At 66.2% G+C, this 17,161-nt stretch carries 16 protein-coding genes; 11 read left to right on the top strand and 5 right to left on the bottom strand.

Translation table 11 applies throughout. The annotated features are described in order from the left end of the window. The first annotated feature begins 141 nt into the window (after nt 1–141). Nucleotides 142–852 carry a glycosyltransferase family 2 protein gene (locus tag AC3FJ6_RS25190; RefSeq protein WP_488774201.1) on the top strand — a complete coding sequence of 237 codons (711 nt, stop codon included), beginning with the start codon at nt 142–144 and terminating at the stop codon, nt 850–852. A 15-nt stretch (nt 853–867) separates the two neighbouring features. Here AC3FJ6_RS25190 and AC3FJ6_RS25185 read toward each other — a convergent pair whose 3' ends face one another. After that, entirely contained in the window at nt 868–1,596 is a 729-nt protein-coding gene (locus tag AC3FJ6_RS25185; protein WP_488774200.1) for a 2OG-Fe(II) oxygenase, read from the bottom strand. A gap of 155 nt (nt 1,597–1,751) precedes the next feature. Here AC3FJ6_RS25185 and AC3FJ6_RS25180 point away from each other — a divergent pair, with 155 nt between their 5' ends. The 3 genes from AC3FJ6_RS25180 to AC3FJ6_RS25170 all read left to right on the top strand — a co-directional run bounded on the left by AC3FJ6_RS25180 (nt 1,752) and on the right by AC3FJ6_RS25170 (nt 3,902). Next, a complete protein-coding gene (locus AC3FJ6_RS25180; RefSeq protein WP_488774199.1) occupies nt 1,752–2,453 on the top strand; it encodes a type II secretion system protein N in 702 nt (233 codons plus the stop codon). Between the two features lie 489 nt (nt 2,454–2,942). Continuing rightward, nucleotides 2,943–3,410: a ferric iron uptake transcriptional regulator gene (gene fur / locus AC3FJ6_RS25175; protein WP_488774198.1), complete on the top strand. Its 468-nt coding sequence runs from the start codon at nt 2,943–2,945 to the stop codon at nt 3,408–3,410. Nucleotides 3,411–3,518: 108 nt separating this feature from the next. Beyond that, a complete protein-coding gene (locus AC3FJ6_RS25170; protein WP_488774197.1) occupies nt 3,519–3,902 on the top strand; it encodes a hypothetical protein in 384 nt (127 codons plus the stop codon). A gap of 25 nt (nt 3,903–3,927) precedes the next feature. On the opposite strand, the gene AC3FJ6_RS25165 is transcribed toward AC3FJ6_RS25170, so the two are convergent. Beyond that, nucleotides 3,928–4,839: a DMT family transporter gene (locus AC3FJ6_RS25165; protein ID WP_488774196.1), complete on the bottom strand. Its 912-nt coding sequence runs from the start codon at nt 4,837–4,839 to the stop codon at nt 3,928–3,930. A 538-nt stretch (nt 4,840–5,377) separates the two neighbouring features. Between AC3FJ6_RS25165 and AC3FJ6_RS25160 the strand changes: the two genes are divergently transcribed. Next, complete coding sequence (locus AC3FJ6_RS25160; protein ID WP_049816016.1) at nt 5,378–5,707, top strand: PadR family transcriptional regulator; 330 nt, start codon at nt 5,378–5,380, stop codon at nt 5,705–5,707. Between the two features lie 108 nt (nt 5,708–5,815). Here the strand turns inward: AC3FJ6_RS25160 and AC3FJ6_RS25155 are convergent, their stop codons facing one another. Further along, on the bottom strand, nt 5,816–8,659 hold the full coding sequence (locus tag AC3FJ6_RS25155; protein ID WP_488774195.1) for a bifunctional diguanylate cyclase/phosphodiesterase: 2,844 nt from the start codon (nt 8,657–8,659) through the stop codon (nt 5,816–5,818). 338 nt (nt 8,660–8,997) lie between these two features. On the opposite strand from AC3FJ6_RS25155, the gene AC3FJ6_RS25150 reads away from it, so the two are divergent. Then, nucleotides 8,998–10,986 carry a sensor domain-containing diguanylate cyclase gene (locus AC3FJ6_RS25150; protein WP_488774194.1) on the top strand — a complete coding sequence of 663 codons (1,989 nt, stop codon included), beginning with the start codon at nt 8,998–9,000 and terminating at the stop codon, nt 10,984–10,986. A gap of 78 nt (nt 10,987–11,064) precedes the next feature. On the opposite strand, the gene AC3FJ6_RS25145 is transcribed toward AC3FJ6_RS25150, so the two are convergent. Further along, nucleotides 11,065–11,436 (bottom strand): hypothetical protein, encoded by a 372-nt coding sequence (locus AC3FJ6_RS25145; protein ID WP_092597255.1) that lies wholly within the window; start codon nt 11,434–11,436, stop codon nt 11,065–11,067. Nucleotides 11,437–11,678: 242 nt separating this feature from the next. Here AC3FJ6_RS25145 and AC3FJ6_RS25140 point away from each other — a divergent pair, with 242 nt between their 5' ends. The 5 genes from AC3FJ6_RS25140 to AC3FJ6_RS25120 all read left to right on the top strand — a co-directional run bounded on the left by AC3FJ6_RS25140 (nt 11,679) and on the right by AC3FJ6_RS25120 (nt 16,722). Next, complete coding sequence (locus AC3FJ6_RS25140) at nt 11,679–12,029, top strand: four-helix bundle copper-binding protein (RefSeq protein WP_092597258.1); 351 nt, start codon at nt 11,679–11,681, stop codon at nt 12,027–12,029. A 195-nt stretch (nt 12,030–12,224) separates the two neighbouring features. Next, on the top strand, nt 12,225–13,628 hold the full coding sequence (gene fumC / locus AC3FJ6_RS25135; RefSeq protein ID WP_488774193.1) for a class II fumarate hydratase: 1,404 nt from the start codon (nt 12,225–12,227) through the stop codon (nt 13,626–13,628). A 111-nt stretch (nt 13,629–13,739) separates the two neighbouring features. Beyond that, nucleotides 13,740–15,392: a sensor histidine kinase gene (locus AC3FJ6_RS25130; RefSeq protein ID WP_488774192.1), complete on the top strand. Its 1,653-nt coding sequence runs from the start codon at nt 13,740–13,742 to the stop codon at nt 15,390–15,392. After that, the gene (locus tag AC3FJ6_RS25125) at nt 15,373–16,053 is read left to right on the top strand and encodes a response regulator transcription factor (protein ID WP_488774191.1); all 681 of its coding nucleotides are present in this window, start codon (nt 15,373–15,375) and stop codon (nt 16,051–16,053) included. The genes AC3FJ6_RS25130 and AC3FJ6_RS25125 overlap by 20 nt, the downstream gene beginning before the upstream one ends. A 186-nt stretch (nt 16,054–16,239) precedes the next feature. Continuing rightward, nucleotides 16,240–16,722 (top strand): SgcJ/EcaC family oxidoreductase, encoded by a 483-nt coding sequence (locus AC3FJ6_RS25120; protein ID WP_153946833.1) that lies wholly within the window; start codon nt 16,240–16,242, stop codon nt 16,720–16,722. A 128-nt stretch (nt 16,723–16,850) separates the two neighbouring features. Here the strand turns inward: AC3FJ6_RS25120 and AC3FJ6_RS25115 are convergent, their stop codons facing one another. Continuing rightward, entirely contained in the window at nt 16,851–17,159 is a 309-nt protein-coding gene (locus AC3FJ6_RS25115) for a hypothetical protein (protein ID WP_153946832.1), read from the bottom strand. Nucleotides 17,160–17,161 lie beyond the last annotated feature (2 nt).

The raw sequence follows: 17,161 nt of genomic DNA, 5'->3' as shown, positions 1-17,161 counted from the left end.
CACGTTGGCGTAGGCGTTTCCGTGAAAATCTACACGCCACGCTACCGGATTTTCCGCGTTGCAGCCGCGCGGAAGGGGCGCCAGCGTCTAAACGTACGCCAACCCGCGCAATCGCCTCCGCCCGAGGCGGGGAGCCACTCCATGACCCAGATTTCGGTCGTCACCGTCAACTACAACAACCGCGCCGGGCTGGGCCGGACGATGGACAGTGTGGCCATGCAGCACGCCGACACGTTCCAGGTCCAGTACCTCGTCATCGACGGCGGCTCCACCGATGGCTCGGTGGAACTGGCGCAGTCGCGCGCCGCCGAGATCGACATATTCGTCAGCGAACCCGACAACGGCGTCTACGCGGCCATGAACAAGGGCCTCTCGCGCGCCACCGGCGAGTGGGTGCTGTTCATGAACTCCGGCGACTGCTTTGCCAGGCCCGACGCGCTGTCCATCATCGTGAAGGCCGCCCACCAGCACCGGGGCGCCTGGCTGATCTACGGCGACAACATCAGCCCGCGCGGCCTGGAGCCGGCGGCGCCGCTGCACCGGCTGAAGGCGGGCGTGATCCACGCCTGCCACCAGGCCATGGCGTTCCGCGTCTGCGACCTGCGCTACGATGAAAAGTGGCGCATCTACAGCGACCTCGATTTCGTCCTGCAGTACTACAAGCGGTTCAAGGCCAAGGCGTTCCGCCACGTGCCCGTCGCGTTGTCGCTGATCGAGGAAAGCGGCCTCAGCGCGTCGTTCCCGGGCGCCAAGCGCCGCGAGAAGTTCGGCATCGTGTACGAGCGAATGGGGCTGGCAGGGCTGATCTTCGCCCTCGCGTCATCGGTGCTGGCCGCCATCGACCTGCTCTGACCCGCCGCGCTGATATCAGTTGGCGTCGTGGAAAATGATTCCCAGTGTCTGCCGATGACCGCTACGCAGCCGGCTGACGCCGTGACGCAGCGTGACCCGGTACGTCCCCCGCGTGCCTTGCACCGGCCGCTGGTGCACGGCAAACACCACGGCGTCGCCCTTGCCCAGCGCCACCACCTCGGCGCGGGACTGCATGCGCGGGCGCTGCTCGGTCATCACGAATTCGCCGCCAGTGAAATCCCTGCCCGGCTCCGATAGCAAAATGGCCACTTGCAACGGAAACACGTTGTCGCCATACAGGTCCTGATGCAGACAGTTGTAATCGCCGGCCTCGTAGCGCAGCAGCAGCGGCGTGGGGCGCCGCTGGCCGGCACGGTGGCATCGGGCCAGGTAATCGCCGTGCCCGGCGGGATAATCGACGTCGATGCCCATGGCCGCGTTCCACCGGTTCGCGATGATTGCCAGATGTGGATACAGCGCGGCGCGAAAGGCGCCCACGACGTCCGGCAGCGGATAGGAGAAATATTTGTACTCGCCGCTGCCGAAGCCATGCCGGCGCATGTCGATACGCGAGCGGAACAGCGCATCGTCCCGATACAGCGCGGCCAGTTCGTCGCACCTTGCCGGCGGTACCAGTTCCCGAATCACGGCACAGCCGTAGGCGTCCAGGTCATGGCGGATGGCCGGCCAGTCCAGTGCATCGACTTGATGCCGGACGGCGTCGGATGGAGGTCGTGTCTTCATGTCGAATTACCCGATGCCTGATAGGTCTGTAAGGTCTGTGAGGTCTGTGGTGCCCCGGTGCCCGCAGGCCTTGTATGTGCGCGCTGGCACGTTGGACGCCGCGGGAGACTGCTACGCTTCGTCAACTTCACGGAAGCCGCCTCTGGCGTACGCGCGTGCCCTCTTCGATCCGGCGTCGATTCAGCGGTGATCCCGCCACCCAATGGCTGCCGCGCGCCGCCTCGGTGGTGCTATTTGTTGCACTTTGCGCACTGGTCACCCATTGGGTGCTGACGTTCAGCGCGATGCGAACCATTCCCGTACCCAAGTCCGCGCGCATCGCCCGCACCGACGCCGTGGAGACCGGCGCCATCGCCACGCTGTTTGGCGGCAGCGCGCAGCCGGGCGTGCGAGACATCCAGCTGATTGGCGTCGTGGCCGATCTCGATGGCCCTGGCCGATCTGCCGCCATCATTTCGCTCGATGGCGGCCCGCCCAAGGCAGTCCGCGCCGGGGCGTCGCTGTCCTCTGAGATCCGCCTGACCGAGATCCATGGGCGCAATATCGTCATCGACCGCAATGGCGTGCGGCAGGAAATCGCGCTGCCGCTGCCGGGCACGGCCTCGGCGGGCCGCCCGGGGAATGTCCCCGCGTCGCCCCCGTCTGGCGCGGCTGCCCCGTTAGCGACACCGATGCCCGCCCCGGTCCAGTCGCCTCCGCCGCAGTCTGCCAACGCACCGGCGCGGCAGCCTTCCCAGACTCCGCAACAAAACGTCCAACCCCAGCTACAACCGCAGGCGGAGCCCCAGCCCAGCCCGCAGGAGATTCCGCAGATTCCCGGGCAGCCGTTCAGGGCCGTACAGCCGCCCGGCGGGTGATTCCAGCCGACCCAGGCACCCAAACCCCACTCACCTTCATGGACAAAAATATTCCTTGAAATGAGATCGATTCCCATTTACTATCCAACCACTGTCTAACGCACGGCACCGCCGGGGCGGACAGGAACAGATTGCTGGGCGTGGTAGCGATGGATCGATACGGCGCCCGATACCGTCTTTTGTGGGGACCGCTCCGACACACGGAGCGTTTGGTAGTAGCCAGCTCCAGGAAGATCGGGAAAACATCCAGACCCCGTTTTCCCGATCGCGTCATCCTGCAGCAAGCCAGGCCACCTTTTTATTCCGCGCGCCACGCAGGCACAGCGCGCCGTCCGGAGCGATGCAACGTGTTCGATCCGACGCTTCCCGCCTGCTTCCGCCACGATCTGGCGGAAGGTTGGCCGGCCAAGGGCGCCGGCCCCAGCTTTCCGCCGTGGATCCACCGCCTGGAGTATTAACCGTGCGTCCCAGTGGGGCGCGAGCCGCCGCATGACTATTTCCACAGTGAACTCCGAAGCCGTACCTCTCAAGCGCGCGGGCCTGAAAGCCACGTCGCCGCGCATGCACGTGCTGGAAGCGTTCCGCAACAGCGACCGCCGCCACCTGAGCGCGGAAGACGTCTACCGGATCCTGCTCGACCTCGATGTCGATGCGGGGCTGTCCACCGTCTACCGCGTGCTCAACCAGCTGGTGCAAGCCAATATCCTGCTGCGTCACAGCTTCGAGTCCGACCATGCCGTGTTCGAACTCAACGAGGGCGGCCATCACGACCACCTGATCTGTATCGCCTGCGGCGTGGTGGAGGAATTCAGCGACGAAGGCATCGAGGCGCGCCAACAGCAGGTAGCCGCGCAGAACGACTTTGTGCTGCGCGAACACATGCTCGTGCTCTATGGCCTGTGCCCGGCCTGCCAGCGGTCGGATGTCGAGACGGCCACCGGCATCCTCAGGAAGTAACGCCGACGTTTCTTACACAAACACGAAGTGCCGTTACAAAGGCGTGCAATCGGTAATACGCCAGATGGGTAGAGTGGAGCCATAGCACCTTACCCACTGGTGATCACGATGAACAAGCGCCCCCTGTATCTCTCCCTCCTCGTTTCCGGCGCCGCCGCGCTGGCCACTTCCACTGCCGCCATGGCGCGCGTCGATGTCGATGTGAATGTCGGCGTGCCCGTTGCGCCGGCACCGGTCGTCGTGGCGCCAGCCCCGGTCTATGTGCAGCCCCAGCCCGTCTATGTGGCGCCGCCGCCCCCGCCGCCGGTGGTCTATCGCCCGGCACCGCCAGTCGTCGTTGCACCGGCGCCCGCCATGGTGATCGGCTGGCATAACGACCGCTACTGGGACGGCCGCCGCTGGTACGACCGCCGCGAGTATCACGCCTGGCACGACCATGGCCGGGGCCCGGACCACTATCGCGGCGATGATCGCGGCTATTACCGCCGCTGAGCGCCGGCTCTCGGTACGCGTGGCATCATGACCGCGCCACGGCCGGCGCAGGCGCCGGCGTCGCGGGGCGCAGCACCAGCCAGACCGCCCCGCCGATCAGCAGCATGCCGGCCGCGTGCGCCCACGACAGCGTCTCGCCCAGGAACATCCAGCCCCACACGATGCCGAACGGCGGAATCAGGAACGTGACGGTCAGCGACCGTACCGGCCCAAGATCGGCGATCAGCCTGAAATACAGCACGTAGGCAATGGCGGTGCAGAACATGCCCAGTCCAAGCATGCCGGCCCACACACCCAGGCCGGCCGCAGGCAGCGTGTTATCGCGGATCAACGCCGCCGCGCTGAAAGGCAGCAGGAACAGCGTGGCACCGACCAGGCTGCCGCCTGCAACAAGCCGACTGTCCAGCCCACCGCGCGCAGTGATCCAACGACGCGTCAGAAATCCGGCCAGCCCGTAACACGACGTCGCCACCAGGCACGCCAGCGCGCCCAGCAACACGTCGTGCGAGAAGACCACCGGACCCGTGCGCGTCAGCACCGCCACGCCGGCCAGGCCCAGCAGCACGCCCGCCGCCTTGGCGCGCGTCAGTTTCTCGGCAAAGAACAGCGCGCCGATCACCACCCCCATCAGCGGTGTCATGGCGTTGAAAATGGCCGAATAGCCAGCCGGCAGCCATAACGCGGCCACCGAATACATCACGAAAGGAATGCCCGAATTGATGACGCCCAGCATGACCACCGCTGGCCACTTGCCTTGCATGTTCCATTTCAGGCCCAGCATGGGCAGACAGGCCGCCAGCGTGATGGCGCCAATCAGCACCCGGAAGAACGCCGTCGGCAGCGGCCCCAGGACCGGCGCGGCAATGCGGATGAACAGGAAGCTGGCGCCCCAGATGGCGGAGAGCAGCAGGAGGCGAAACAGATCGGCAGGCTTCATCAGTTCGATTCAGGCAATGATTGGGTTCAAAGACAGCAAACCGTTGCAATAATGCGACAAATGCTGCACTTTACAGCGCTTTCATGCGATTCGGGCGCAAATCCATGGGGGCCATTTCATCGCAAATCCACGCGCATGGCTGGCTGGAAGCGGACATGCGCCCCTTAGCGCGCGCACGGTCGAAGGGGCGAAATACTGGCCGATTCACGCCCAAAAATGGGGCAACAGCGGCGTTTGTTGCGCCTTCGCCGCAATATCGCTTTCGAAAGCCTTACGGAATCACCCCCCGGTGGTAGGGGTCACTACCACAGGGCGTGACATCGCGTATTCAGTTCCATTAAAATCTGCCCTGCGCCAGAGTTAATTGACCCCTCCGACGCATTCCCGACAAGCCGCCAGGCAACCCTGGCGGCTTCTTTTTTTCTGGCGTTGAGAATCACGTATCGTAACGACTACGGAGCGTGCAAGGGGATGGGGCGCTTCGCTCACGTTGCATTCCCGCGTCAACCGCCACCCCGGCTTTTGCGTTGCCTGCCACATGAAACGACAGTTCCTCGGCTTGCTAGCCCGCGTCTACGTCATGCAATTCGCCATGGAGGTGCCCGCCACCGTGGCCATGCTTGCAGAAATGCTCATGGAATACGGATTCCAGGTGGACATCGGCACGGTACGACCTTTGCTGCGCGCGCTGCAGATGGAAGGCTATCTCGAAAGCGTCCTGCGCGATGGCATCGGGCGCGTCTACCTGCTGACCGAGCAGGGCCGCGAAGAACTCGCGAGCAGCCGGTCGCGCATCGACGACCTGTACCGGCGCCTGCACAATCCCACGGGGGTCGGAGAACCGGCCGTGGTCACCACGAATACCTGAGCGCCCCCGCTCTCACCGACAACCCGGCGTTGCGCGCCATGCGCGAGCCGGGTTTCTTTTTTGTCGAAGCGTACCCGTTTCTGCGTGCGTTTTTGTATGACGCGCCGCTCACGCCGCGTCGGCAAACCCTTTTCCGCCCAGCAGGATCTGGCGCAGCGCATCGAGCCCCACGGGCTGGCAGAACAGGAAGCCCTGCACCGCATCGCAGCCTTCGCCGCGCAGGAATTCGAACTGCGCCTTCGACTCGACACCCTCCGCCACCACCTGCAGGTGCAACTGATGGCCTAGCGCGATGATGGCGGCCGCCACGGCGCGGTCGTGCCCCGGCATGGCCAGGTCATCGACAAAGGACTTGTCGATCTTCAGCTTGCTGATCGGCAGGCGCGTCAGGTAGCCCAAGCCTGAATAGCCGGTGCCAAAGTCGTCGATCGACACACCGACGCCAAGCTGCCGCACACGGCGGAACGTCTCGATCGTCTTTTCGCCACCGTCCACCAGGATGCCTTCGGTGACCTCGATCGTCAGGCTGGCCGCCGGCAGGTCGGCGGCTTGCAGGCACTGCACCACGGTTTCCGGAAAATTCGCCTGCCGCAGTTGCAGCGGCGAGATGTTGACGGCCACGTCGATGTCGAGCCCCAGCTCTTGCCGCAGCGACTGGATCTCGCGGCAGGCCGTGGCCAGCGTCCACGCGCCCAGCGCGCCGATCAGGCCGCACTGCTCGGCAACGGGGATGAACTCGGCGGGGCGCATCGGTCCGCGCTCCGGCGTTTCCCAGGCGATCAGGGCTTCCACGCCCACCACGGCTAACGTGGCGACATCGACGATCGGCTGGTAGCGCAGCCGGAACTCCTGCTCGGCCAGCGCACGGCGCAGCAGCGCCTCGATCGTGAAGCGGGCCAGCGATGCCTGCGCCATCTCCGTGGCAAATCGACGCAATTGCGCGCGGCCATCCTGCTTGGCGGCGTACATCGCCGAATCGGCCGACTTCATCAGGTTGGTCAGCGTGTCGCCGTCGTCGGGATAGACGGCCATGCCCAGCGACGGCGTCACACGCAGCGACTGGCCCGCGATCTGCAGGTCTTCCGACACCCGCGCCAGGATCTTGGCCGCCGCCAGTTCGGCTTCGCTGTCGTGACGCAGGCCGCCCAGCACCACGGCGAACTCGTCCCCACCCATGCGGGCCACCACGTCGCGCGGCCGCACTGCGCCGCGGATGCGGTCGGCGATGGTGCGCAGCACGTCGTCGCCCACCGGATGGCCCAGCGTTTCGTTGATGTGCTTGAAGTGGTCCAGGTCCAGCAGCAGCAGCGCCACGCGATGACCGTGGCGGCGCGCGTCGGCCAGCACCGTTTCGGTACGTGCGTTCAGCTCGGTGCGATTGGGCAGGCCGGTCAGCGCATCGTGCTGGGCCAGATGCCGGATGTATTCGTCCACCCGCCGGCGTTCGGTCAGGTCGTGGGCGATCACCAGGAAGCCGCCTTCGGTGCTGCCGTCGGCCAGCACCGTCACCGTCAGATGCACGGGCAACCGCGATCCGCCCTTGCGCAGGTACGTCCAGTCGCGGCCATCGGTCACGCCCAGCCGGGCCTTGGCCACCAGCGCCGGCAGCCCCGGCTCGACCGTTTCGCCGACCTCGTCCGACAGTTCGCGCGCGTGCGCGGCCACCTCGTCGGCATCGTGCAGGTTGGCGTAGGGCATGCGGCCAACGAGTTCGGCCTCGGCGTACCAGAGCATGCGCTGTCCGGCCCGGTTGATGCCCGTGATCATGCCGTAGGCATCGAACGTGATGACGCAGAACGGCGCGTGATCCATCAGCCGCGCGTAGCGCAGACTGGCGGTGGCCGCGCTCTGTTCGGCACGGGCCAGGCTTTCGCGCAGGCCCGCAGCCACCGCGCTGCCCGCCTGTCCGGCCAGCGAGGCCTGCCGGCGGGCATCGCGCCGTTCCCGTGCCAGCCGGAACGCCAGCCATGCCATCAGCCAGGTGGCCAGCGCGCCCAGCGCCAGCACGCGCATGCCATAGCGGCCGGCGTGCGCGGCTTCGAAGCCGGGCCGCGTGGCGGCGCGCAGCGTCCAGGTGCGGCCGCCGAATTCGATCTGCCGGTCGGCCTCGATCATCGGCTTTCGGTGGTCGTCGCGACGCTCGGCCTCGGGCACACCGCCTGACAGCAAGGCGCCGGCGGCGGCCGAAGGTCCTTCGAACAGCGTCAGCACCAGATCGCCCGACACGCCGCCGCTCACGCCGCGCATCAGGTCGCCCAGCCGCAGCGAGACGTACACGACGCCGGACAGCGCATCGCGCCGTTCGGCGGCGGTGGCTGACGGTACCCCCGCCGGGAACACCGGCGCATAGAGCAACGCACCGCGCTGCGGCGCCTGCGCTTCCACCTCGCGGATCAGGGCCAAGCCTTCGGTCAGCCTGGGCTGGCCGCTGTCGCGCGCCGCTTCCAGCGCCGCGCGGCGCGCCGGGTCGGTGAGCAGGTCAAAGCCCAGCGCCCTGGCATTGCGGCCGCTGGGCGGCTCGTTGAACAGAATCGGGGCGTACTGCGCCCGCTCGCCCGGCGGATAGACCTCGAAGTCGCTCACGCCATCGGCATGGGCCCCGGCCACGACGCCGGCCAGCTGTGCCTGGGGCACGAGCGGTGCGTAACCGATCGACTGGGTGCCCGTTGGCAGTTCGTCAAGTTGCGCCGAATAGAGGTAGTTGCGCCACTGCGCCCGCGTGGTGTGGCCATTGGCGGCCATCAGGGCGGCGGCCCCGCGCAGCAGGCGTTCGTTTTCCTGCAAGCGGTCGGTCAGCGCATCGGCGGTGCGGCCCAGCATGGCGCCCACATCCTGTTCGGCCACCCGGCGCTCCAGGCCCGTGGCCAGGCGCCAGGCTCCCGCCGTCAGCAGCGCCCCCCCTGCGGTAACCAGCAGCGAGAGCACGACAGGAGACAGCAGGCGCAATTTCATGAATGAATGGGGCGGGACAGGATCATGCCGACCCTGGGCATACATTACGTAACATGGATCGCCGCACTATAACCTGCCCCCAAGCGCCCGCACAGTGGCGTCACACACACATGTGTGCGGGCGGCGCCAGGCTGGGGCAGGGCCCCTGTCACGCGATTGTCAAACCCCGGATTGCCCGGGCTGAACCAAACGGGTGTGCCGTGATACCGTTCGGCTGCCTTGTCGTACCCTTGCACTGGATATCCAGGCGCGACGAAAGGCCTTTCGGACGCCGTGGCCCCTGAGCCGCCCTGACCTCTGACATCCTGCATTGCCGTGCCGGCGTCGTATTTGGACCCATGCCCCGATTTTTGCCATCGCTCAAGGCGCGCATTGCGCTGATCACCACGGTGCTTGCAGCCGTGCTGGGCAGCGGCATCGTGCTCGGTTCGCTCTACTACGCACACCGCGACCTCGAGGATGTGCTGCAGAACCAGCAGGACTCGATCGTCAAGCTGTCGGTCGACCAGCTGGACACGGCCATGGAAGATCGCATCGTGATGCTGACCCACCTGGCGCCGCAGTTGAGCGCGCCGCTGGCGGCCGCGCATGGCATGTCGCCCGACGCGCTGCGCAACCGGGTCAAGGATGTGGTGACGCGCACGGTGCCGGTGCCCGAGGCATTCGATTCCGTGCTGGTGGCCGACGCCAGCGGCACCCTGCTCAGCATGAGCGGGGCCGCCCCGGCCGACATCAGCGACCGCACCTACTTCCGCGAAGCCGCGCGTACCCGGAACGTGGTCGTGGCCGCCCCGTTGCGGGCGCGTATCGACGGCTCGATGGGCGCGCTGCTGGCGGTGCCGATCCTGTCGCCGTCGGGCGCGTTCCTGGGCCTGGTGGCCGGCTGGCTCAACCTCGGGCATCCGAATTTTCTGGTCGAGATCGGCCACAGCCGGCTGGGGATCACCGGCTTCTACTGCCTGGTGTCGGCCGGCGCGGCGCCGGTGTACATCCAACATCCCGACCCCGCGCAGGCCCACCAGCCCGCCAGCGCCGCCGGCAATACCTGCGGTGTCGACGACACTGCCGCGCCGCTGGAATTCCTGACCCCCACGCGGCCAGTGATCGCCCGGCGGCTAATGGCCACCACCGGCTGGGAGCTGGTGGCCGTGCTGCCCGCGCACGAGGCCTACGCACCGCTGCGGCAGTTGCAGCGGCGCTTCGTGATGATGTCGGGCATCGTGCTGGCCGTGGTGGCCCTGCTGATCTGGCTGGCGGTGCGCCGGCAGCTGGCGCCGCTGTCGCGGCTGCACCAGGTGGTGCGCGACAGCGCCAGCGACTTGGACGCCTTCGAGCGCCTGCCGAAGCGGCCCCAGCGCGACGAAATCGGCGACGTCACGCGTGCCTTTATCCGCCTGATGCAGGACGTGCGGCAGCGCGGGCAGCAGCTGGCGCGCAGCGAACGCCGGTTGCGCGCCGTGACCGATACCCTGCCCGCGCTACTGGCGTTCATCGACAACGACGAGCACTACGTTTTCAACAACGCGGCCTATGAACGGGCGTTCGGCCTGTCCGTCGAGCAGATCCGCGGCATGACCGTGCGCGAACTGCTGGGCGAGGAACGCTATCTGCGCGCCCGCCCGTACCTGCAGCAGGCGCTGGCGGGCAGCGTGGTCAGTTTCGAGGGCGAGTACGAGTTTCCGCGCCACCACTGGATGGAAACCACCTATCGGCCCGAATGGAGCGAGGACGGCAGGCAGGTGGTGGGGGTGCATATCCACGTGCTGGACATCACGCAGCGCAAGCTGGAGACCCAGCGGCTATCGCATCTGTCGCGTACCGATCACCTGACCCAGCTGCAGAATCGCAGCGCGTTCGAGGCGCATCTGCGCGATGCCATGGCCCTTTCCCGGAACGAGGATCGCCTGATGGCGCTGCTCTACCTGGACATGGATCGCTTCAAGGCCGTCAACGACATCCACGGCCACGCCACTGGCGACCTGCTGTTGCAATCCTTTGCACTGCGGCTGCGCCGCTGCGTGCGCCACCAGGACCCCGTGGCCCGGCTGGGCGGCGACGAATTCGCGGTAATCCTGGCGGACATCGAATCCCCACTGGCGGCGCGGCGCGTGGCCGAGGCCATCCTGGAATCGGTGGGCCGGCAGTTCTATTTCGATGGGGTGGTGACCGACGTGGATGTCAGCATCGGCGTGGCCTTGTACCGGGGCGAGCCGCTTAGCGAGGATGCACTGATGCGCATGGCCGATGTGCTGCTGTATCGCGCCAAGGCGGCCGGCCGGGGCCGCTATGAAATCGGCCCCGAGGCGCTGCTGGCAATGCAAGCGTGAGCGGCTGGCGGCGGCCGACGCGGCCCACTGACGACTTTCGGCGCTGAAAGCCGCCACTGTGGCCGGGTTGGCGCGTCCTCAATGTTTGGTCGACTCGTCGGAAGCGTCCGATGCCAGCGGTGCGTCGGCGTCGAACGGCACGTGGCGGCCGTCCGCCGACTGGTAACCGAGCTTGGCGTTTTCGCCCATCATCCGTTCGTAGGCCAGCATGGCTTCGGCAACCGCCTTCGACTCACCCTTGAACACCACCACGTCGTTGCCGCAGTTCGGGCACTGTCCGCCGAACACGGCGTCGATACCGTGCAGGCCCGGCGCGGGAATGGCATCGAAATTCGTGAATGCGGTCTTGCAAGATCCGCAGACCAGCTGTGCAGGCCGCAGCGCGTCAATGCGTGCCCGTGCCTGTTGTGCCCGTTCCTCGGGCGTACCCCGCCGTTTTGCGTCACCCATGATGCTGTCCTTTCCACTGGCGGATTGTGTCAATCACTGCCTTCTGCGCGCTTCGTCGGTCATCCGCCATTTGCATGGCCGACCATGAACGCCACAGAAACAATGCAGTGGCGGCCATTGTAGAACAGTCCGGCGCCAGGGCCATCAACGGGGCGTGCCGGCCCGGCGTGCCGGCATGGTCGCGGTACGCCTGCTATTGTGGATAACGGTTGCCTACCCCTTACCCCCTTAGGAGGACACCGATGATTCGACCCAACGTGAAGGAAAACTTCAACCGTTACGCCGACTGCATCGCCGCGTGCAATGCCGCCGCGGCGGCTTGCCTGAAATGCGCCGCCGCGTGCCTGGAAGAGCCCGACACGAAGAAAATGACCCGCTGCATCGCCCTGGACATGGATTGCGCAGGCATTGCCAACCTGGCTGCGTCATACATGCTGCGCAACAGCGAATTCGCGCCACTGGTGTGCGAAGACTGCGCCGAAGTGTGCAAGTGGTGCGCCGAGGAATGCGAGCGCCATGACCATTGGCACTGCCAGGAATGTGCCAAGGCGTGTGCCGCCTGTATGGAAATGTGCCTGAAGATGACCGCCTGACCCCGTCGCCCGCGTTGACGGCCCCATAGATCGTTACGCCGGATCGACGCGGGCATTTCGCCAGGCAACCGCCGCCGGCCGCGCGCACAAGCACACGCCGGCGGCAGGGCCATGCGGCGCATATGCCACCGGACGGCTATCCTCTAGGTCTGCTCAGATTCAGCTGTGAGATCTCTTTCCTGAAGGAGTCAGTCCATGTCCGAGAAGTCCACCGCCACCCGCATCGAGAAAGACAGCCTGGGAGACGTTGCCGTCCCCGCCGATCATCTCTGGGGTGCGCAGACCGAAAGGTCGCGTCAGAATTTCCGCATCGGCAGTGAGAAAATGCCGCCCGCGCTGATCGAGGCATTCGCGGTCCTGAAACTGTGCGCCGCGCGCGCCAACCGCGAACTGGGCGTACTGAAGCCCGACGTGGCCGACGCCATCGAAAAGGCCGCCGAGGAAGTGATCGCCGGCAAATGGCCCAACGAATTCCCGCTGGTGGTCTGGCAGACCGGTTCCGGCACGCAGACCAACATGAACCTTAACGAGGTCATCTCGAATCGCGCCATCCAGATGCTGGGCGGCGAGGTCGGCAGCAAGAAGCCGGTGCATCCGAACGACCACGTCAACGCCAGCCAGTCGTCGAACGACAGTTTTCCAACGGCGATGCATATCGCCGCCACGCGTGCCATCCAGCAGACGCTGTTGCCGTCGCTGGAGAAACTGCAACAAACCTTCGCAAAGAAGGTGGAAGCCTTCTCCGATATCGTCAAGGTCGGCCGCACCCATCTGCAGGATGCGGTGCCGCTGACGCTGGGCCAGGAATTTTCCGGCTACATGACGCAGGTGGCCGATGCCCAGTCGCGCCTGCAGCAGGCCATGCTGCGCGCGATGCCGGTGCCGCAGGGCGGCACGGCCGTCGGAACGGGCCTGAATTCGCCGCAGGGCTTCGCCGCCGCGTTCGCGCGGGCGCTGGCCGGCTACACCGGCCTGCCGTTCGAACCGGCGCCGAACCGCTATGCGCTGCAGGCCGCGCACGATGCGCTGGCCGACCTGTCGGGCGCGCTCAATACCACCGCGTCGTCGTTCCTGAAGATTGCCCGCGACTTCATGCTGCTGGGCTCCGGTCCGCGCGCGGGATTTGCCGAGTTGCAGTTGCCCGCCAACGAGCCCGGTTCGTCGATCATGCCCGGCAAGGTCAATCCGACCCAGGCCGAGGCGCTGGCGATGGTCTGTTGCCGCGTGATCGGCAACCACACCACGGTGACGCTGGCCAACAGCCTGGGCACGCTGGAGCTGAACGCCTACAAGCCGGTCATCATCTACAGCTTGTTGCAGTCTGTGACATTGCTGGCCGATGCGGCCGCCAGCTTTGCCGAGCACATGGTGGAAGGCGTGGAACCCGACCGTGCCCGCATCCAGGAACTGCTGGAACGGTCGCTGATGTCGGTGACGGCGCTGAACCCGCATATCGGCTACGACAAGGCTGCCGAGATCGCCAAGCTCGCGGTCAAGAAGAACCTGTCGCTGCGTGAAGCGGCCATTGATTCGGGCCACGTCACCAACGAGCAGTTCGACCAGTGGATCGACTTCAAGGCGCTGACCAGAGAAGTCTGACGCCGATGCCATAGATGTCATACGGCGAAGCGGAACGGCCGGCGGCGTAGCACGGTCTATGCGAAACCCCGGCCGCGCGGCGCAACGCCGCGCGCAACTCAAGAATCTGCCATGTTCCGCTTTCGCCTTTCTATCGCCTTTGCCCTGCTCGTGGCGCTGGTCTGCATCCAGGCCGGCTTTGTCTACTGGGGCGCCAATCGCGTCAATGACTACGCTCAACACAGCCGGCTGGCCAGCGACATCCTGTCCGAACTGCTGGACCTGTCCGCCAACAAGCAGCGGTTGCGCGTGTGGGCATCGCAGCGGCTGATGAATGCCGATGCCGCGCCCGAAGTGCGCGACCGGCTGCTGGACACCATGAAGCGCGGCGCCGCCCGGCTGCAGGAACTTGCGCAGCGCGACATCGTGCTGTGGAACGAGATCTCCGCGCTCGACGGCGTACCGATCCCGCCCGAAGTCAACGCGCTGGCCAGCATGACGGATCTGCTCGGCGACAACATCGTCGCCGTGGAAAAGCGGCTGGTGGCCCTGCAGCCTTTGCCGCGCGACGCCGACTTCGCCGGGGTATGGCGGGAGCTGAACGACGTCTTCGACAAGGCGCGGGGCCGCGATTTAAGAGAGTTGCTATATGGCGCGATTGATCGTCAGCGCGCCGCCGTGCCGTTGGCGCGCGCTGCTACCGAGCGAGGCCTGGACCGCGTGCGCGCCCAGGCCTTCGGCATGGCGGCCGTCACGCTGCTGGCCGCCATCGTGCTGGCCTGGCAACTCGGGCGCCGGCTCAAGCGCCCGCTGGACCAGCTGCTGGAAGGCGTGGGCGCGCTGCGGGCCGGCGCGCTCGACTACCGGCTGCCGATCCGTTCGGGCGACGAATTCGAGCATGTGGCCGAGGGCTTCAACGCCATGGCCGCCGAACTGCAACAGCATCGTAGCGATGCCGATGCCGCCCGACGCCGTCTGGAAGACGCCGTGCAGGCCCGTACCGCCGAACTGAGTTCCGCGCATGAAACCCTCCAGCGCATCGACCAGCGCCGCCGGCAACTGTTTGCCGACCTGGGGCATGAACTGCGCACGCCCACCACGGCCATCCGGGGCGAGGCCGAGATCGCGCTGCGGGGCGGCGAGAAGCCGGCGCAGGAATATCGCCATGCCTTGCAGCAGATCGTCGGCGCCGCCGAGCAGCTGACCGGGCATATCAATGATCTGCTACTGATTGCCCGTGCCGAGGCTGACCAACTGGTGATGCAGCCGCAACGCGTGGCCCTGTTGCCGCTGCTGCAGGACGCCGCCGACTTTGCCGATGCGCTGGGCGCCGAACATGACGTGCGCATCGCGCTGCAATGGCCCGAAGCGGCCGGCGGCATCACGGTCATGGCCGATGCCGACCGGCTGCGCCAGGCCATCGTGATCCTGCTAGATAACGCGATCCGATATTCGCCGCGTGGCAGCACCGTGTATCTGCGCTGTCACGTGGTGCCGGCCGGCGTGCGTATCGAAGTGGAAGACCATGGCATCGGCATCGATGAGGACGAACTGGCGTTGGTCTTCGAGCGTTTCGTGCGGGGCCGGCGCGCGCGGGCACATCGTGCCGACGGCACCGGCATCGGGCTGTCGATCGCGCAGGCCATCGTCCAGGCCCATCACGGCAACCTCACGCTGGCCCAGGTCGACCCGCACGGCACGCGTGCATGCATCGACATCCCCGGCGGCCTCCAACCCGCCGTCACCGTCCACGCCATCGCAAGCCATGAACATCCTGGTCATTGAAGACGACGCCCGCGTGGCCGATTTCCTGGTGCGCGGCCTGCGCGCCGAGGGCTACCTCGTCCAGTTGTCCCGCACCGGCCCCGAGGGCCTGGACATGGCGCGCCGCGGCGATGCCGCGCTGTTGCTGCTCGATCTGATGCTGCCCGGCATCAACGGCCTGGAGCTGTGCCAGACGTTGCGTGCCGAACGCAATCACGTGCCGATCCTGATACTGACCTCGCTCAGCGACGTGGGCGACCGCGTGGCAGGCCTGCGTCTGGGCGCTGACGACTACCTGACCAAGCCGTTCGCGTTCGAGGAACTGCTGGCACGCATCGAGGCACTCCTGCGGCGCGGCCGGGAACAGCAGCCCAAGGCGCAGCAGTTGCAGGTGGCCGACCTGGTCCTGGACCGCGAACGCATGCAGGTCTCGCGCGGTGGCAATGCCATCGCGCTGACAGCCAAGGAGCTGGCCTTCCTGGAGCTGCTGATGAGCGCCCCGGGGCGGGTCTTCAGCCGCGAGCGCATCTTGTCGAACGTATGGGGCGCCAACGAAGACCCGCTGACCAATATCGTCGATGTCTACGTGCGCCGCCTGCGCGGCAAGATCGACGATGGTCACGCGTTGCCGTTGCTGAAGACCGTGCGCGGGCTGGGCTACCGGATCGACGACACGCCCTGATCAAAGCGTGAAGCACATTGCAACACCACTGCGACACCCTGTTCATCTTCCATTCATCTTTTCGTCAGCATCGCTTCATCGAACACGCCAGCTGCGGTTAACGTTGGCGCCCGAGAATAACCCTGTGCCGACTCACCGGCGCCGCGCCGCAGGGTGCGATGACGACTCTGATCACAGGAAACTTCGATGAAATACGTGGGTGCCGCTTCTCTTATCACCGTCGCCGCAGGCGTTCTGTTTGCTTCGATGCCCGCCACCGCGCAAACCGCCGCCCCGGCGTGCGCGCCCGCGACCGAGCAGCAGATCGCCGGCCTGTTCGATCGCTGGAATGACTCGCTGCGCACCGGTGACCCGGACAAGGTAGTGGCCAACTACGCACCCGATGGCGTGTTGCTGCCGACGGTGTCGAACCAGGCCCGTAACACGCCGGCCGGCATCAAGGACTACTTCGTCAAGTTCCTGAAGGGCAAGCCGCAGGGCTCGATCGACGACCGCTTCATCCGGATCGGCTGCAACGTGGCGCAGGACGTGGGCAACTACACGTTCCGGTTCGCCGACGGCAAGACGGTCCATGCCCGGTACACCTATGTCTACGAGTGGAAGGACGGAAAATGGCTGATCGCCCACCACCATTCGTCGGCCATGCCCGAGCCGACCGGCAAGCACTGATCGACGGCCGATTGCACGAATGAAGAAAGGCGCCGGAGTGTATCCGGCGCCTTTCGATTTTTGGCTGGCTATCGCATCGTTGATGCAGCGAATTGGCGATTCAACGACGTCCGCCGGCGCTGGCTGGATCACGTCCACTGCGCCAGTACGAACACCCCTGCCGCCGCACCGCACACCACGCCAATGCCGCGGCCGATCAGCATGTTGTCGAGTTCATCGTCCAGCACAAATGGGTCCTGGCCGTGCCACACCGTGCGCTTGAGCAGCGGGCGCGGAAGGACGATGCACGCGGCGATCGCCACGCCGACCAGCACATGCGCGATCCGGCCGATGCCCAGATCTTCCAGCGGCAGCGTTGCCAGCAGCACCATCACCACCACCGTCACGATCACGGCCAGGAAGATGCCGCCGAACAGTCGATCAACTGGATGTTTCATGA

It is taken from the genome of Cupriavidus sp. 94F1 (assembly GCF_057798875.1).
The sequence above is the reverse complement of the archived record's forward strand: the minus strand, read 5'-3'. Positions and strand labels throughout refer to the sequence as shown.

What these genes read in the sequence shown, in the direction of transcription:
- AC3FJ6_RS25190 (WP_488774201.1), top strand. Translation starts at nt 142, where the DNA reads ATGACCCAGATTTCGGTCGTCACCGTCAACTACAACAACCGCGCCGGG.
- AC3FJ6_RS25185 (WP_488774200.1), bottom strand. Translation starts at nt 1,596, where the DNA reads ATGAAGACACGACCTCCATCCGACGCCGTCCGGCATCAAGTCGATGCA.
- fur (WP_488774198.1), top strand. Translation starts at nt 2,943, where the DNA reads ATGACTATTTCCACAGTGAACTCCGAAGCCGTACCTCTCAAGCGCGCG.
- AC3FJ6_RS25170 (WP_488774197.1), top strand. Translation starts at nt 3,519, where the DNA reads ATGAACAAGCGCCCCCTGTATCTCTCCCTCCTCGTTTCCGGCGCCGCC.
- AC3FJ6_RS25165 (WP_488774196.1), bottom strand. Translation starts at nt 4,839, where the DNA reads ATGAAGCCTGCCGATCTGTTTCGCCTCCTGCTGCTCTCCGCCATCTGG.
- AC3FJ6_RS25160 (WP_049816016.1), top strand. Translation starts at nt 5,378, where the DNA reads ATGAAACGACAGTTCCTCGGCTTGCTAGCCCGCGTCTACGTCATGCAA.
- AC3FJ6_RS25155 (WP_488774195.1), bottom strand. Translation starts at nt 8,659, where the DNA reads ATGAAATTGCGCCTGCTGTCTCCTGTCGTGCTCTCGCTGCTGGTTACC.
- AC3FJ6_RS25150 (WP_488774194.1), top strand. Translation starts at nt 8,998, where the DNA reads ATGCCCCGATTTTTGCCATCGCTCAAGGCGCGCATTGCGCTGATCACC.
- AC3FJ6_RS25145 (WP_092597255.1), bottom strand. Translation starts at nt 11,436, where the DNA reads ATGGGTGACGCAAAACGGCGGGGTACGCCCGAGGAACGGGCACAACAG.
- AC3FJ6_RS25140 (WP_092597258.1), top strand. Translation starts at nt 11,679, where the DNA reads ATGATTCGACCCAACGTGAAGGAAAACTTCAACCGTTACGCCGACTGC.
- fumC (WP_488774193.1), top strand. Translation starts at nt 12,225, where the DNA reads ATGTCCGAGAAGTCCACCGCCACCCGCATCGAGAAAGACAGCCTGGGA.
- AC3FJ6_RS25130 (WP_488774192.1), top strand. Translation starts at nt 13,740, where the DNA reads ATGTTCCGCTTTCGCCTTTCTATCGCCTTTGCCCTGCTCGTGGCGCTG.
- AC3FJ6_RS25125 (WP_488774191.1), top strand. Translation starts at nt 15,373, where the DNA reads ATGAACATCCTGGTCATTGAAGACGACGCCCGCGTGGCCGATTTCCTG.
- AC3FJ6_RS25120 (WP_153946833.1), top strand. Translation starts at nt 16,240, where the DNA reads ATGAAATACGTGGGTGCCGCTTCTCTTATCACCGTCGCCGCAGGCGTT.
- AC3FJ6_RS25115 (WP_153946832.1), bottom strand. Translation starts at nt 17,159, where the DNA reads ATGAAACATCCAGTTGATCGACTGTTCGGCGGCATCTTCCTGGCCGTG.